Here is a 13,465-nt window from a genome sequence, read left to right as displayed (position 1 = left end):
CGCGATAGGTTTCAGCCATGCCTCTCCTCTACGTGACCGACCTGGCGTACCCGGCGCGCGGCCGCCGGTACGGCGACGAGGACATATTCCTCACCTCCCGGCTCCGGGCCGCGGGCTTTGAGCTGGCCCTGTGCCACCCGGCCGACGCGCAGGCGCTCACCGCCCTGGGCTTCGACGCGGTGATCGTCCGCAACAGCGGCCCCGTCCTGCACTACGCCGAGGCCTACGAGGCCTTCCGCGCCGCCGCCCTCGCCGTCGGCACCCCGGTCTACAACCCGCTCACCGGCCGCGCCGACATGGCGGGCAAGCAGTACCTCCTCGACCTCACCGCCGCCGGGTACCCGGTCATCCCGACCGTCGACGACCCCGCCCGGCTGGCCGAGCTGCCGCAGGTCCCGCTGTACGCGGTCAAGCCCAAGCAGGGCGCGGACTCCATCGGCCTCACCTTCACCGCGCACCCGACGGGCCCGGCCGGGGAGGTCCTCATTCAGCCGCGCGTCGACTTCGCGTACGAGGTGTCCTTCTACTTCGTCGACGACGCCTTCCAGTACGCCCTGTACGCCCCGGATCCGGCGCGCCGCTGGGAACTGCGGCCCTACGACCCGACCGAGGCGGACCTGGCCTTCGCCCGTACCTTCATCGCGTGGAACACCCTCAGCCACGGCATCCAGCGCGTCGACGCCTGCCGGGCCCCCTCGGGGGAGCTGCTGCTCGTCGAGCTGGAGGACCTGAACCCGTACCTGTCGCTGGACCTCGTGCCGGAGCGAGTTCAGGACGCCTTCGTCGCGGCGCTCACCCGCTCCCTGCACTCCTTCCTGTCCGGCGCCGCTTGAGCGCTCCTCAGAGGCTGCGGGCGGTGATGTCGCCGTAGGCGGTGGTCGCGTGGATGCTCAGGCCGGCGTCGGCGCCCCCGGTGTTCATGAGGCCGTTGTGGATCCGCCCGTAGCCGGTGCCGGCGTCCAGGGAGGCGCTGACCCCGCGGGCGGCGCCGACGGACACGTCCCCCGCTTCGGTGCGCAGGGTGACCGCGCCGTGCACGGCCTCGGCGATCCGGATGTCGCCCTTCTGGGTGCTGATGCGGGCGTGGCCGCCCAGGCGGCCGACGGAGACGTCGCCGGCGAGCAGGGTGATCTGGGCGCCCGCGGTCTCGTCGAGCTTGACCGCGCCCTGCGCGCCCTCAAGGGTGACGTCGCCGAGCCGCCCGACGCCCCGGAAGTCGGCGTCGGCCGCCTTGGCCTCGACACGGGAGCCGGCGGGCAGCTGGACGGTGACCTCGACGGATCCGGAGTTGCCGAGGATCCGGTTCTTGGCCGGTGCGGCCGTGATCCGCAGGACGCCGTCGCCGTACGCGACGGTGGTCTGCTCCGCCGCCTTGACGTCGCGGCCGTCGGAGGCGTCGGCGGGCAGGATCTCGACGGTGGTGTCGCCGCGGTCGGCGGCGATGAAGCGGATGCGTCCCGCGGGGATGTCGAGGACGGCGGCGATCGGGGCGGAGGTGGTGAACTTCTGCATGATCTTTTCCTTCGATTCGTTGTTTCCGATGGAGGAAAAGCTACGTTGCGTTCGTAGGTCCTTCAATAGAGTCGGGGCGTAGAAAACCCATATATGCAGGTCGATGGGCCAAAATCATTGCAACGGGACTCGCGGTTAACGCAACGCGCGCAGTGCATTCATTGCAATGAGCTGCATGTGAACGCTATGCTGGCGCCACCAAGGACAGCGAAGGAGACCGCGATGCCGGGAGGCAGGCTCACCCAGCCGGAACGCCAGCAGATCGCCCTGGGAGTGGCCGGCGGCCTGCCCTACGCGGAGATCGCCCGGCGTCTCGACCGTCCGACCTCGACGATCACGCGCGAGGTGATGCGCAACGGCGGCCCCACCGCCTACCGCGCCGACCTGGCCCACCGCGCGACCGAACAGCGCGCTCGCCGGCGCACCCGGACCGCGCCCCCGGAGCCGCAGGCGCCCCCGCAGCCCCACGGGCGGGACGCCGAGGCGGTGCGGGAGTACGAGGAGCGGTTCACCACCGTCCTCATCGCCTCGGGCACGCCCAAGATGATGGCCCGCGTACTGACCTGCCTCTACACCACCGACGCCGGCAGCCTCACCGCGTCCGAACTCGTCCAGCGGCTCCAGGTCAGCCCGGCGTCCGTCTCCAAGGCGATCGCGTTCCTCGAAGGCCAGGGCCTGGTCCGCCGGGAGCGCGAAGAGGGCCGCCGCGAGCGCTACGTGGTCGACGACGACGTCTGGTACCAGTCCGTGATGGCCAGCGCCCGCGGCACCGCCCAGCTCGTCGAGACCGCGCGGGAGGGCGTCGCCGTCCTCGGCGCCCACACCCCGGCCGCCACCCGCCTCGAAAACATCGCCCGCTTCGTCGACTTCGTCTCCGAGAGCATCACCCGCGCCGCGGAGCAGGCCCGAGAGGTCCTCCACGCGAAACCGGCGGATGGCAAGCTTGAAGGATGAACGATGCTGCCGCGGCGCCCACCCCTGCGCCCACTCCCGCCTCCGCGCCCGCACCCCGTAAGCGTGCCCGTGTCCGTGCCCCCGAGCTGACCGGCAAGGGCGGCTGGATCAACACCGGCGGGAAGGACCTGACGCTCGCCGACTTCCGAGGTCGCGTATTGATCTTGGACTTCTGGACGTTCTGCTGCATCAACTGCCTGCACGTCCTCGACGAGCTGCGCGAGTTGGAGGAGAAGCACCGCGACACCGTCGTGATCGTCGGCGTGCACTCGCCGAAGTTCGTCCACGAGGCCGAGCACGCCGCCGTCGTCGACGCCGTCGAGCGCTACGAGGTGCACCACCCGGTGCTGGACGACCCCGAGCTCGCGACCTGGAAGCAGTACGCCGTACGGGCCTGGCCCACGCTCGTCGTGATCGACCCCGAGGGCTACATCGTCGCCCAGCACGCCGGCGAGGGGCACGCGCACGCGATCGCGCGGCTCGTCGAGGAGCTGGAGGCAGAGCACGAGGCCAAGGGCACCCTGCGGCGCGGCGACGGGCCGTACGTGGCGCCCGAGCCCGTCGCGAGCGACCTGCGCTTCCCCGGGAAGGCGCTGCTGCTGCCCTCGGGGAACTTCCTCGTCTCCGACTCGACGCGGCACCAGCTCGTCGAGCTGGCCCCCGACGGGGAGAGCGTCGTACGCCGGATCGGGAGCGGCTCGCGCGGTTTCACCGCGGAGAGCTTCAACGAGCCGCAGGGGCTCGCGCTGCTGCCCGATGGGCGGGTGGTCGTCGCGGACACCGTCAATCACGCGCTGCGCGTCCTCGACCTGGAGAGCGGGGCCGTGGAGACCGTCGCCGGGACCGGCCGCCAGTGGTGGCAGGGCTCGCCGACCTCCGGGCCGGCCCTCGAAGTGGACCTGTCCTCGCCGTGGGACGTGGCCTGGTGGCAGGGCAAGGTGTGGATCGCCATGGCCGGCGTGCACCAGCTGTGGACCTGGGATCCGGCGCAGGGGACGGTCGAGGTCGCGGCCGGCACCACCAACGAGGGGCTGCACGACGGACCGGCCGCCGAGGCCTGGTTCGCCCAGCCGTCGGGGCTCGCGGCCGCCGGGGACCGGCTGTGGATCGCCGACTCCGAGACCAGCGCCCTGCGGTACGTGACGCCCGCCCCCGACCCCTCCGACGGCTACGTCGTCACCTCCGCCGTCGGGACCGGCCTGTTCGACTTCGGGCACCGCGACGGCGACGCGGGCCAGGCCCTGCTCCAGCACCCGCTCGGGGTGACCGCCCTGCCCGACGGTTCGGTCGCGGTGTGCGACACGTACAACCACGCGCTGCGCAGGTACGACCCGGCCACCGGCGAGGTGTCCACGCTCGCCACCGACCTGCGCGAGCCCAGCGACGCCGTGCTGGTCGGTGGGGACATCGTGGTCGTCGAGTCGGCCCGGCACCGCCTGACCCGCCTGCGGCTCCCGGAGGAGGCGGTACGGGTGGACGCGGTCGCCCACCGTACGCAGCGGGCCGCCACCGAGGTGGCCCCCGGCACGCTCCGCCTCGACGTGGTCTTCCAGGCCCCGGCCGGGCAGAAGCTCGACACCCGCTACGGGCCGTCGACCCGCCTGCTGGTCTCCTCGACCCCGCCGGAGCTGCTGGCGGGCGGCGAGGGCGCCGGGACCGACCTGTTCCGGGAGCTCACGCTGAACCCGGAGCTGACCGAGGGTGTCCTGCACGTCTCGGCGATGGCGGCGTCCTGCGACGACGACCCGGACAACGAGTACCCCGCCTGCCACGTCCACCAGCAGGACTGGGGCGTTCCGCTGCGGATCACCCCGGGAGCCGCGACCCGCCTCCCGCTCGTCCTCGCCGGGATGGACGACGACGCCTGACGCCACGAAGGCCCCGGCCGGCGCGTCAGGCGCCTTCGGCCGGGGCCTTGGACCTGGGCCTGGGGGGCTCAGCCCTCCAGGAAGGCCACCAGGGCGTTCGCCAGCATGAACGGGTCGTCGGCGCCGCACAGTTCGCGGGCGCTGTGCATCGAGAGGATCGCGACGCCGATGTCCACGGTCTGGATGCCGTGGCGGGCGGCCGTGATCGGGCCGATCGTCGTGCCGCACGGCATCGAGTTGTTGGAGACGAAGGTCTGCCACGGCACGCCGGCCCGCTCGCAGGCGCTGGCGAACACCGCGCGCCCGCTGCCGTCCGTCGCGTACCGCTGGTTGACGTTGACCTTGAGGATCGGGCCGCCGTTGGCGCGCGGGTGGTGCGTGGGGTCGTGGCGCTCGCCGTAGTTGGGGTGCACGGCGTGCCCGGTGTCCGAGGAGAGGCAGATGGTGCCCGCGAAGGCCCGCGCGCGGTCCTCGTAGGTACCTCCGCGCGCGAAGACTGAACGTTCCAGCACGTTCCCCAGCAGCGGTCCGTCCGCGCCCGTGTCCGACTGCGAGCCGTTCTCCTCGTGGTCGAAGGCGGCCAGGGCGGGGATGTGGTCCAGCTTCTCGGCGCCGGACACCGCGGCCAGCGCCGCGACGCCCGCGTGCACCGACAGCAGGTTGTCCATCCGGGGGCCGGCCACCAGCTCGCGGTCGCGGCCGAGGTACGCGGGCGGCTCGATGGAGTGGACCATCAGGTCCCAGCCCGCCACCGAGCCCTGTTCCAGGCCCTCTTCCTCCTCCAGGAAGGAGATCAGGTCGCCCTCCTGGACCTCGCCCAGCCCCCAGATCGGCTGCATGTGCCGCTGCTTGTCGAGCTTGAGGCCGTCGGTGTTCACCGACCGGTCCAGGTGCACGGCGAGTTGGGGGACGCGCAGCAGCGCGCGGTCCACGTTCACCAGGCGCTCGGTGCCGTCGCGCAGGGTCAACCGCCCGGCCAGGCCCAGGTCCCGGTCCAGCCAGGTGTTGAGGAGGGTGCCGCCGTAGATCTCGACGGCGATCTGCCGCCAGCCCTGCGAGCCCGTGTCCGGCAGCGGCTTGACCCGCAGGTTGGGGGAGTCGGTGTGGGCGCCGACGATCCTGAACGGGGTGTGCGCGGCCGCGTCTTCGGGGACGTACCAGGCGATGAGCGCACCGCCGCGGAGCACGAACTTGCCCCCGGTGCCCGCATCCCAGGCGTCCGTTTCCGACAGCTGCCTGAAGCCGGCCTTCTCCAACCGCTCGGCCGCGTTGGCCACGGCGTGGTACGGCGACGGACTGGCCGTCAGGAAGGTCATCAGGTCGTCGGTGTGGCCGCGGTCGAAGCGGGCGGGAGAGCTCATGTGGTTCACCTTAACGACGGTCGTGTTCGCCATGGCCGGACTGCGGCGGATAGCCGAGGATGAGGGCCGCAGGGGGTGTGATCTGCGGTCCGTGCGATTCTCAGCCCGGCGGGCGCTCGAATCGGCGTTGCAGCTGTCTGCGCTCGCCCCGGCGGATGCGCGGGAGCATCTCCGGGGTCTGCGGGGAGCGCTGCGCGCGTCTCTTGCGTCCGGCGCAGAAGATACAGGCCTCGCCGGGCGGCGCGTCGGGGTCGATGGGGGCTCCGGGGTGTTCGGAGCAGCCCGAGGCGTTGCGCGGCCGGGACAGTTCGCGGGCGACGATGAAGGCGCGGTGGAGGTCGTCGGCGATGCGGACGAAGTCCTCGGGGGGCGAGGACAGGCTCAGGTGGAAGCGCTGGTCCTCGACGGTCCGCAGGCACTGGCGCAGTGCCGCGAGCGTGTACGGGCCCTCCGGTACGGGATAGCCGAGGCGGCGCTGCTCGCCGGCGGGCCCGGCGGCCCGGGCGCCCTGGAGCCGCCGTCCGAGGCGGCGCCGGGCGTTGCAGATGAGGCAGCGGCCCCAGCCTTCGGGGGCCTCGGGGTCGAGCGCGCCGTTGGGGTGCTCGGGGCAGCCGGTGTAGCTCTTGGCGGGGGCCAGGGCCGCGGCGGTCTGGAAGGCCACGTAGAGCGCGTCGGCGATGCCGTCGTACTCGGCGGGGTGGGAGCCGTCGTACAGCTCGCGGAGGTGGTCGCCGAGGCTGCCCAGGGTCGCCTGCAGCTCCTTGAGGGCATACGGCCGCCCGGTGGGGACGGAATACCCCCTGCTGCCGTGCTGATCCTGTGGACTCATGCCTACGAGCGTCCCATGAACGACTGACAACGCGGGAAAACCGCAGGACAGGGCCCTGCGACGGGGCGGGGCGTACAGGGGCCGGTACGGCAGCGGCCGGGCCTCCGTGCGGAGACCCGGCCGGTGACGACGGCGTGGCGGCGCAGCCTAGAAGGCGGCCTCGTCGAGCTCCATGAGGGAGTTGTCGACGACCTCGGCCAGCTGGCGCTGGACCGAGACGCCCGGGAGGACCTGGGCCGCGAAGAACTTCGCGGCGGCGATCTTGCCGGTGTAGAAGGGGACGTCCTTCGCGGAGGCGCCCGCCAGCTTCTCCGCGGCCACGGCGGCGCCCTTGAGCAGCAGGTATCCGACGACCACGTCGCCGGAGGCCATCAGCAGGCGGGTGGTGTTCTGGCCGACCTTGTAGATGTTCTTGACGTCCTCGCCGGTGGCGGTGAGGTCGACGATCATCTGGCCGACGATGGCCTCCAGGTCCACGGCGGCCTTGGCGAGCGCGTCGCGGGCGTCGGCCAGCTCGTCGCCGCCGACGGCCTCGGCCAGGAACTTCTTGATCGTCTCGGAGAGGACGTTCAGCGCGGCACCCTGGTCGCGGACGATCTTCCGGAAGAAGAAGTCCTGGCCCTGGATGGCGGTGGTGCCCTCGTAGAGGGTGTCGATCTTCGCGTCGCGGATGTACTGCTCGATCGGGTATTCCTGGAGGTAACCGGAACCGCCGAAGGTCTGCAGCGACTGCGCGAGCAGCTCGTAGGACTTCTCCGAGCCGTAGCCCTTGACGATCGGCAGGAGCAGGTCGTTCAGGCCGACGAGGGACGCGGTGTCCTCACCGGCGGCCTGCTTGACCTGGATCTCGTCCTGGACGGTGGCCGTGTAGAGGACCAGGGCGCGCATGCCCTCGGCGTACGCCTTCTGCGTCATGAGCGAGCGGCGGACGTCGGGGTGGTGCGTGATGGTGACCTTGGGCGCGGTCTTGTCCATGAAGTTCGCCAGGTCCGGGCCCTGCACGCGCTCCTTGGCGTACTCCAGCGCGTTGAGGTAGCCGGTGGAGAGGGTGGCGATGGCCTTCGTGCCGACCATCATCCGGGCGAACTCGATGATCATGAACATCTGGCGGATGCCGTCGTGCTTGTCACCGATCAGCCAGCCCTTGGCGGGGTGCTGGTCGCCGAAGGTCATCTCGCACGTGTTGGAGGCCTTGAGGCCCATCTTGTGCTCGACGTTCGTGGCGTAGACGCCGTTGCGCTCGCCCAGCTCGCCGGTCTCCCAGTCGAAGTGGAACTTCGGGACGAGGAAGAGGGACAGGCCCTTGGTGCCCGGGCCGTGGCCCTCGGGGCGCGCGAGGACGTAGTGGAGGATGTTCTCCTCCATGTCGTGCTCACCCGAGGTGATGAAGCGCTTCACGCCCTCGATGTGCCAGGAGCCGTCGGGCTGCTGGATCGCCTTGGTGCGGCCGGCGCCCACGTCCGAGCCGGCGTCCGGCTCGGTGAGGACCATGGTGGAGCCCCAGCGCTTCTCGACGGCGATCTGGGCGATCTTCTTCTGCGCCTCGTTGCCCTCTTCGAAGAGGACGCCGGCGAACGCCGGGCCGGAGGAGTACATCCACACGGCCGGGTTCGAGCCGAGCAGCAGCTCCGCGTAGGCCCAGATGAGGGAGCGGGGCGAGGTGGTGCCGCCGATCTCCTCGGGCAGGCCCAGGCGCCAGTACTCCGAGTCCATGAAGGCTTCGTAGCTCTTCTTGAAGGAGGCCGGGACGGGCGCGGTGTTGGTGGCCGGGTCGAAGACCGGCGGGTTGCGGTCCGCGTCCGCGAAGGACTCGGCCAGCTCGTTCTCGGCGAGGCGCGCGAGCTCGGCCAGGATGCTCTTGGCGGTCTCGGTGTCCATCTCCTCGAACGGACCGGTGCCGTACTGCTTGTCGCGTCCGAGCACCTCGAAGAGGTTGAACTCGATGTCGCGGAGATTCGACTTGTAGTGCCCCATGGCGACGGCTCCGTTAAGGCTCGGGGAGACAGGTTCCTCGTACATACCAATCGGTAACGTAATAATGCTACCCGCGAGTAATAAGGTGCAACCCCTACGCCTGCCACTGTGACGACTCTCTCGGCAGCTCGCACCAGACCGTCTTGCCGTCCGGGGCCCTGCGCACCCCCCACCGCAGCGATACGGCGGCCAGCAGCGCCAGCCCCCGCCCGGACTCGTCGGTCCCGCCCGCCTGCCGCGGCAGGGGCCACGCCCGCGGATCGGGATCGGTGAGCTCGACCCGCGTACGGGCTGCCCTTCCGCTGTCGCTGATCCGCAGGGTGACGGGGGTGCCTTCGCCGACGTGGGTGATGACGTTGGTGAGCAGCTCGCTGACGCACAGCTCGGCGTCGGGGCTGGCGCCGGCCCCTAGGTGCTCGCGCACGGCGTGCCGGAGGAGGGGGACGGCCTTGGGGACGGCCAGGAGGTGGACGGTGAGCGCGTTCACCGCGGGCTCAGGGCGTCGGCCAGGGCCCGGGCGGTGGCGGTGTTGCAGTTGCCGGGGCTGATGAGCGGCGCCGGTCCGTGGCTACTGGCGTAGGAGGGCAGGTGCAGGTCGAGCGAGGGCAGGGTGATCCCGTGCCCGGCCAGCGCGGAGCGGAGGCGGGCGAGGGTCTCGGTGGCTTCGCGGTCGTGGGGGTGGCTGCTCATGGGGGTCTTCCGTTCCTGTGCGGACTGTGACGAACCGCTCACAGCGTGGCGTCGGTCGGCGTAGCGTGGGAAGGGTTTCGGTTCCACAGAGCGAGGTGTGGAAAGGCGGGCGACAGTGGCCGCACGCAAGGAGATTGACGGGTCGGCGAGCGTGCCTGCCTTTTACGGCAAGGAGCTGCGCTGGAAGCGGGAGGCGGCGGGCCTCACGCTTCAGCAGACGGTGGAGGGCAGCTTCTACGGGGGCAGCTACCTGAGCGAGATCGAGCGCGGTCATCGGCGCATGCCGGTGGACCTGGCCCGGCACGTGGACAGGGTGCTGAAGACCGACGGCTTCTTCGCCAGGCGGTGCGAAGACGTCCGCAACGCGCGGGCCGGCGCGCCCGCCTCGTGCTTCCAGCAGGTCTTGGAAATGGAGGCGCGCGCCCGGGAGATCGAGGAGTGGAACCCCATGGCCATCCCCGGGCCGTTGCAACTGGAGCCGTACTTCCGGCAGCTCATCAGCGCCTCCGAGCCCGGGTGCGAAGAGCGCCGGGCCGCCCGGCTGGTCAGGGCGCGGCGGGATCGTGCATGGGTCTTCGAGGACGCGGAAGGCCCGGCGTCCTGGGTCGTCCTCCATGAGTCGATCCTTCGGCAACCGGTCCTCGGGGACCAGCTCATGGCCGAGCAATTGGCTCACGTCGCCGCAATTGCCCGCCGCCGCCATTTCATTACACAGATCCTCCCGTGTAGTGCCGGAGCGCAACCGCTCATGACGGGGTCGACGTTCTTCATGAGCTTCAGCGATGCTCCGCCGGTCATGTACACGGAGGGTGCGTACAGCGGTCAAATCGTCGACGACCCAGACGTCGTGAGGCGGGGCCAGCAGGCATACAACCGCCTCCGCGCGGCGGCCCTTCCGCCGGAGGCGTCTCTGGCAATGATCGAGGCGGCAGCGGAGGATTACGGCAATGGCACCCATGCCCGTCGGCGCGAGCGCAGCCGCCTGGCAGAGGAGCACCGGCTGCACGGCCACTGAGGCCCTGGGGCCAGGGGGGCAGGTCGAGGGCGGGCCCGTCCTCGTGGTGTCGGCGGCGGCCTGGGCCCCCTTCCTCGACGCCGTCAAGGCAAGCGGCGGGGCAAGCTGACCGGTAACCGCGCGCCCGGCCGGCCAAGGCCTCGGTAGGCTTCGCCCCATGTACGGCTACGACCAGAACCCGGGTGCCCAGCAGCAGTACGCCCCGCCGCAGCAGCAGATGCCCGGCGCGGGGTACGAGCAGCCGCTGTACCCGGAGCCGTCCCCGCCCTCCCTCGCGGACGCGGTACGGGCCTTCACCACCGGGCAGCTCGCCGCCGAGGACTTCCAGCAGATCTTCGCCACCTCGAAGGTGTACTGCCCCCGCGGCGACACCCCCGGGTTCCTCGCGCTGCACAACACCCAGCAGCCCGTCATCCCCATGTTCACCACGCTCAAGGAGCTGCGCCGGTACGCCGGCAAGGAGTCCAAGTACTTCGTGATCACCGGCGCCGAGGTGATCGACCTCCTGCCCACCGGGTACGGCTTCGTCCTCGACATGGAGGGTGACCACCGGATGGTCTTCGACGCGAAGGCGGTCGAGCAGATGGTCGACTTCGCGATGCGCCGCATGTACGGATAGCCGGCCGACGCCTCCGGGGGGTGGGCGATGCTTCGGGTGCACTTCACGGCCGAGGACCTGTTCAACGTCACCTTCGCGACCGAGCCGATCCCGCTGGTGGAGCTGGCCCTGGCGCTCGTCGTCTGGCAGCGCACCGACGAGCAGGAGGTCTTCGGGCGCTGGCGCGGCCGGGTCGGGCGGCAGTTCCCCGAGCGGGCGCGTCCCCTGCTCGACCTGCTGCGGCCGGACGGCGAGAACCCGGAGTTCGTCGAGCCCTTCGTACGGGACCTCGAAGAGGGACTGCTGCTGGTGCGCGCCGCGGGCCCGCTGCTCACCCTGGAGGAGCTGCGCCGGGCCGCTGCCCGCGCCCCCGGCTCGGCCTCCTGGCTGCGTGCGCTGTGGGACCAGGACCGTGACGCGTGGGACGTCCTCGACGGCGCGCTCCGCTCCGCCCACGCCTCGGTCCTCGCCCCTCACTGGCCGCGCATACGGCGGTCGTTCCACGCGGACGTCGCCTGGCGCACCCGGCTGCTGGCCTCCCACGGCATCAAGGCGGCCCTCGCGAGCACGCATCCGGCCGCCGGCTGGTCCGGGACGGTCTTCGAGGTGGGCAGCCCGCCGGACTACGAGGTGCACCTGGGCGGGAGCGGCCTGACGCTCATGCCGTCGGCCTTCTGGAGGGGCCGCCCCCTGCTCTCGGGGCCGCCCGGCGGCCCGCACGCCCTGCTGTACCCCGCGCTGACCCCCCTGCCGCTGGCGGAGGCCGAGGCCGCGGAGGGCGCGCTGGACGCGCTGCTGGGCCGGACGCGGGCGGCCGTACTGCAGCGTCTGGTCCGCCAGTGCACGACCAGCGAACTGGCCCGGGACCTCGACATCAGCCTCCCCTCGGTCTCGGAGCACACCCGCACCCTGCGCGCGGCCGGGCTGATCACCACCGAGCGGGACGGCAAGGCGGTCCTGCACTCGGTGACGGGGCTCGGCGTGGACCTGCTGCACAGCGTGCGCGACGCGTGAGCGGAAGGCGGTGCTTTCGGCGAGCCCCGAAAGGATCGCGGCCGGTGGCGGGGCCGGGCGAGGATCGGCGCCGCGGGGCAGACGACGGGGCCCGCACCCACCGACCAGGGAGACGGAAATGTCAGGTACGTCGGTACGCACGAAGTTCGCCGCGGTGGCGGCCACCGCGATCATGGCGCTGGGGACGGGAGTCCTGGCCGCCGCTCCGGCCGAGGCCGCCACGTCCGCGCCCAGCGGCTGCCCGTCCGGGGCCGCCTGCATCTACAGGGGGCCGGGCGGGAGCGGCGGCGTGACCAACCAGTACTGGTCCCGCGGGGTCCACAAGCTCTACAACCAGTACGGCGTCCACACGGTCTTCAACAACCAGACCGACGGATGGAAGTTCATCCTGTGCCACGGGTCCAACGGGGACAACTGTGACTGGACCTTCTACCCGGGCGCCTGGGCGGACGTCGATCTCACCTCGTACAACTCGGTCATCGTGACCCCGTAAACACCCCTCACCGCAGGGGGGGACCACCCGGAGCCCCGGAGGAAATTTCCTCCGGGGCTCCGCTGTTCTGTCGGGTGTGGCAGAAAGTTCGAGTTTCAACTAAACTCGACGCAGAAGGAGGTCCTGACCATGCCCGCAGTGACTGTTGAGAACCCGTTGACCCTTCCGCGAGTGGCCGAGCCGCAGGCCGCCACCGCACGCAAGGTGCTGGCCGTCGTCTCCGCTCCCGGTGGGTTCGAGGGCGAGGGATTCCCGGTGCGCCGCGCGTTCGCCGGGATCAACTACCAGTACCTCGACCCGTTCATCATGATGGACCAGATGGGTGAGGTGGAGTACGCGCCGGGCGAGCCCAAGGGCACCCCCTGGCACCCGCACCGCGGCTTCGAGACCGTGACGTACCTGATCGACGGAACCTTCGTCCACCAGGACAGCAACGGCGGCGGCGGAGTCATCAACGGCGGCGACACGCAGTGGATGACCGCCGGTTCGGGCCTCCTGCACATCGAGGCCCCGCCGGAGTCCCTCGTCGTGTCCGGCGGGCTCTTCCACGGCCTCCAGCTGTGGGTGAACCTCCCGGCCTCGGACAAGATGATGCCCCCGCGCTACCAGGACATCGGCGGCGGCCAGGTCCAGCTGCTGACCACCCCGGACGGCGGCTCCCTGCTCCGCGTGATCGCCGGTGAGCTCGACGGCCACGCGGGTCCGGGCATCACCCACACCCCGATCACGATGATCCACGCGACCGTCAGCCCGGGCGCGCAGATCACCCTGCCGTGGCGCGCGGACTTCAACGCCCTGGCGTACGTCATGGCCGGACGCGGTTCGGTCGGCGAGGACCGCCGGCCCGTCCGCACCGGACAGACGGCCGTGTTCGGCGAGGGCGGCTCGCTCACGGTGCGCGCGGACGAGTCCCAGGACTCCAACGCGCCGGACCTGGAGGTCGTCCTCCTCGGCGGGCTTCCGATCCGGGAGCCGATGGCGCACTACGGGCCGTTCGTCATGAACAGCAAGCAGGAGCTCCAGCAGGCCTTCGACGACTTCCAGGCGGGCCGGCTCGGACGCATCCCCACGACCGCGCGCACGGGCCTCGGCCACCGCGGCACCGGTCAGGTGGACGAAGAGACCGCCTAGGAGCGTGGGCCGGTCGTCGGCGAGCA

General features: G+C 71.3%; 14 protein-coding genes. 8 read left to right on the top strand and 6 right to left on the bottom strand.

Annotation, left to right across the window (positions count from 1 at the left end; genetic code table 11):
• The first annotated feature begins 17 nt into the window (after positions 1 to 17).
• Complete coding sequence (locus tag ACF059_RS20115) at positions 18 to 833, top strand: hypothetical protein (RefSeq protein ID WP_392058924.1); 816 nt, start codon at positions 18 to 20, stop codon at positions 831 to 833.
• A 7-nt stretch (positions 834 to 840) separates the two neighbouring features.
• Here the strand turns inward: ACF059_RS20115 and ACF059_RS20110 are convergent, their stop codons facing one another.
• Entirely contained in the window at positions 841 to 1,512 is a 672-nt protein-coding gene (locus ACF059_RS20110) for a DUF4097 family beta strand repeat-containing protein (protein ID WP_392058921.1), read from the bottom strand.
• Positions 1,513 to 1,734: 222 nt separating this feature from the next.
• Here ACF059_RS20110 and ACF059_RS20105 point away from each other — a divergent pair, with 222 nt between their 5' ends.
• Together ACF059_RS20105 and ACF059_RS20100 are read left to right on the top strand one after the other, a co-directional pair.
• Positions 1,735 to 2,466, top strand: coding sequence for a helix-turn-helix domain-containing protein (locus tag ACF059_RS20105; protein ID WP_392058918.1), 732 nt, complete (start codon positions 1,735 to 1,737; stop codon positions 2,464 to 2,466).
• A complete protein-coding gene (locus ACF059_RS20100) occupies positions 2,463 to 4,334 on the top strand; it encodes an NHL domain-containing thioredoxin family protein (protein ID WP_392058915.1) in 1,872 nt (623 codons plus the stop codon). Before ACF059_RS20105 ends, ACF059_RS20100 begins: the two co-directional genes overlap by 4 nt.
• A 68-nt stretch (positions 4,335 to 4,402) precedes the next feature.
• Here the strand turns inward: ACF059_RS20100 and ACF059_RS20095 are convergent, their stop codons facing one another.
• From ACF059_RS20095 to ACF059_RS20075, 5 genes are all read right to left on the bottom strand, one after another.
• Positions 4,403 to 5,695 carry a M18 family aminopeptidase gene (locus ACF059_RS20095; protein ID WP_392058912.1) on the bottom strand — a complete coding sequence of 431 codons (1,293 nt, stop codon included), beginning with the start codon at positions 5,693 to 5,695 and terminating at the stop codon, positions 4,403 to 4,405.
• 100 nt (positions 5,696 to 5,795) lie between these two features.
• Positions 5,796 to 6,524 (bottom strand): hypothetical protein, encoded by a 729-nt coding sequence (locus ACF059_RS20090; protein ID WP_361947704.1) that lies wholly within the window; start codon positions 6,522 to 6,524, stop codon positions 5,796 to 5,798.
• 147 nt (positions 6,525 to 6,671) lie between these two features.
• Positions 6,672 to 8,498: an acyl-CoA dehydrogenase gene (locus tag ACF059_RS20085; RefSeq protein ID WP_392059544.1), complete on the bottom strand. Its 1,827-nt coding sequence runs from the start codon at positions 8,496 to 8,498 to the stop codon at positions 6,672 to 6,674.
• Between the two features lie 94 nt (positions 8,499 to 8,592).
• Positions 8,593 to 8,985, bottom strand: coding sequence for an ATP-binding protein (locus tag ACF059_RS20080; RefSeq protein ID WP_392058909.1), 393 nt, complete (start codon positions 8,983 to 8,985; stop codon positions 8,593 to 8,595).
• Positions 8,982 to 9,188 carry a hypothetical protein gene (locus tag ACF059_RS20075; protein ID WP_392058906.1) on the bottom strand — a complete coding sequence of 69 codons (207 nt, stop codon included), beginning with the start codon at positions 9,186 to 9,188 and terminating at the stop codon, positions 8,982 to 8,984. The genes ACF059_RS20080 and ACF059_RS20075 overlap by 4 nt, the downstream gene beginning before the upstream one ends.
• 115 nt (positions 9,189 to 9,303) lie before the next feature.
• Here ACF059_RS20075 and ACF059_RS20070 point away from each other — a divergent pair, with 115 nt between their 5' ends.
• The 5 genes from ACF059_RS20070 to ACF059_RS20050 all read left to right on the top strand — a co-directional run bounded on the left by ACF059_RS20070 (position 9,304) and on the right by ACF059_RS20050 (position 13,439).
• On the top strand, positions 9,304 to 10,203 hold the full coding sequence (locus tag ACF059_RS20070; RefSeq protein WP_392058903.1) for a helix-turn-helix transcriptional regulator: 900 nt from the start codon (positions 9,304 to 9,306) through the stop codon (positions 10,201 to 10,203).
• A gap of 157 nt (positions 10,204 to 10,360) precedes the next feature.
• Positions 10,361 to 10,822, top strand: a complete 462-nt coding sequence (locus ACF059_RS20065; protein ID WP_360896431.1) for an SseB family protein — start codon at positions 10,361 to 10,363, stop codon at positions 10,820 to 10,822.
• A 27-nt stretch (positions 10,823 to 10,849) separates the two neighbouring features.
• Positions 10,850 to 11,815: a helix-turn-helix domain-containing protein gene (locus tag ACF059_RS20060; protein WP_392058900.1), complete on the top strand. Its 966-nt coding sequence runs from the start codon at positions 10,850 to 10,852 to the stop codon at positions 11,813 to 11,815.
• 118 nt (positions 11,816 to 11,933) lie between these two features.
• Entirely contained in the window at positions 11,934 to 12,308 is a 375-nt protein-coding gene (locus ACF059_RS20055) for a hypothetical protein (RefSeq protein ID WP_392058897.1), read from the top strand.
• A 129-nt stretch (positions 12,309 to 12,437) separates the two neighbouring features.
• Complete coding sequence (locus tag ACF059_RS20050; protein ID WP_361948361.1) at positions 12,438 to 13,439, top strand: pirin family protein; 1,002 nt, start codon at positions 12,438 to 12,440, stop codon at positions 13,437 to 13,439.
• Positions 13,440 to 13,465 lie beyond the last annotated feature (26 nt).

Source organism: Streptomyces sp. NPDC016562 (genome assembly GCF_043076955.1).
Classification (GTDB): domain Bacteria; phylum Actinomycetota; class Actinomycetes; order Streptomycetales; family Streptomycetaceae; genus Streptomyces.
Note: the sequence above shows the minus strand (reverse complement) of the source record. Positions and strands in the feature narration are given on the sequence as shown.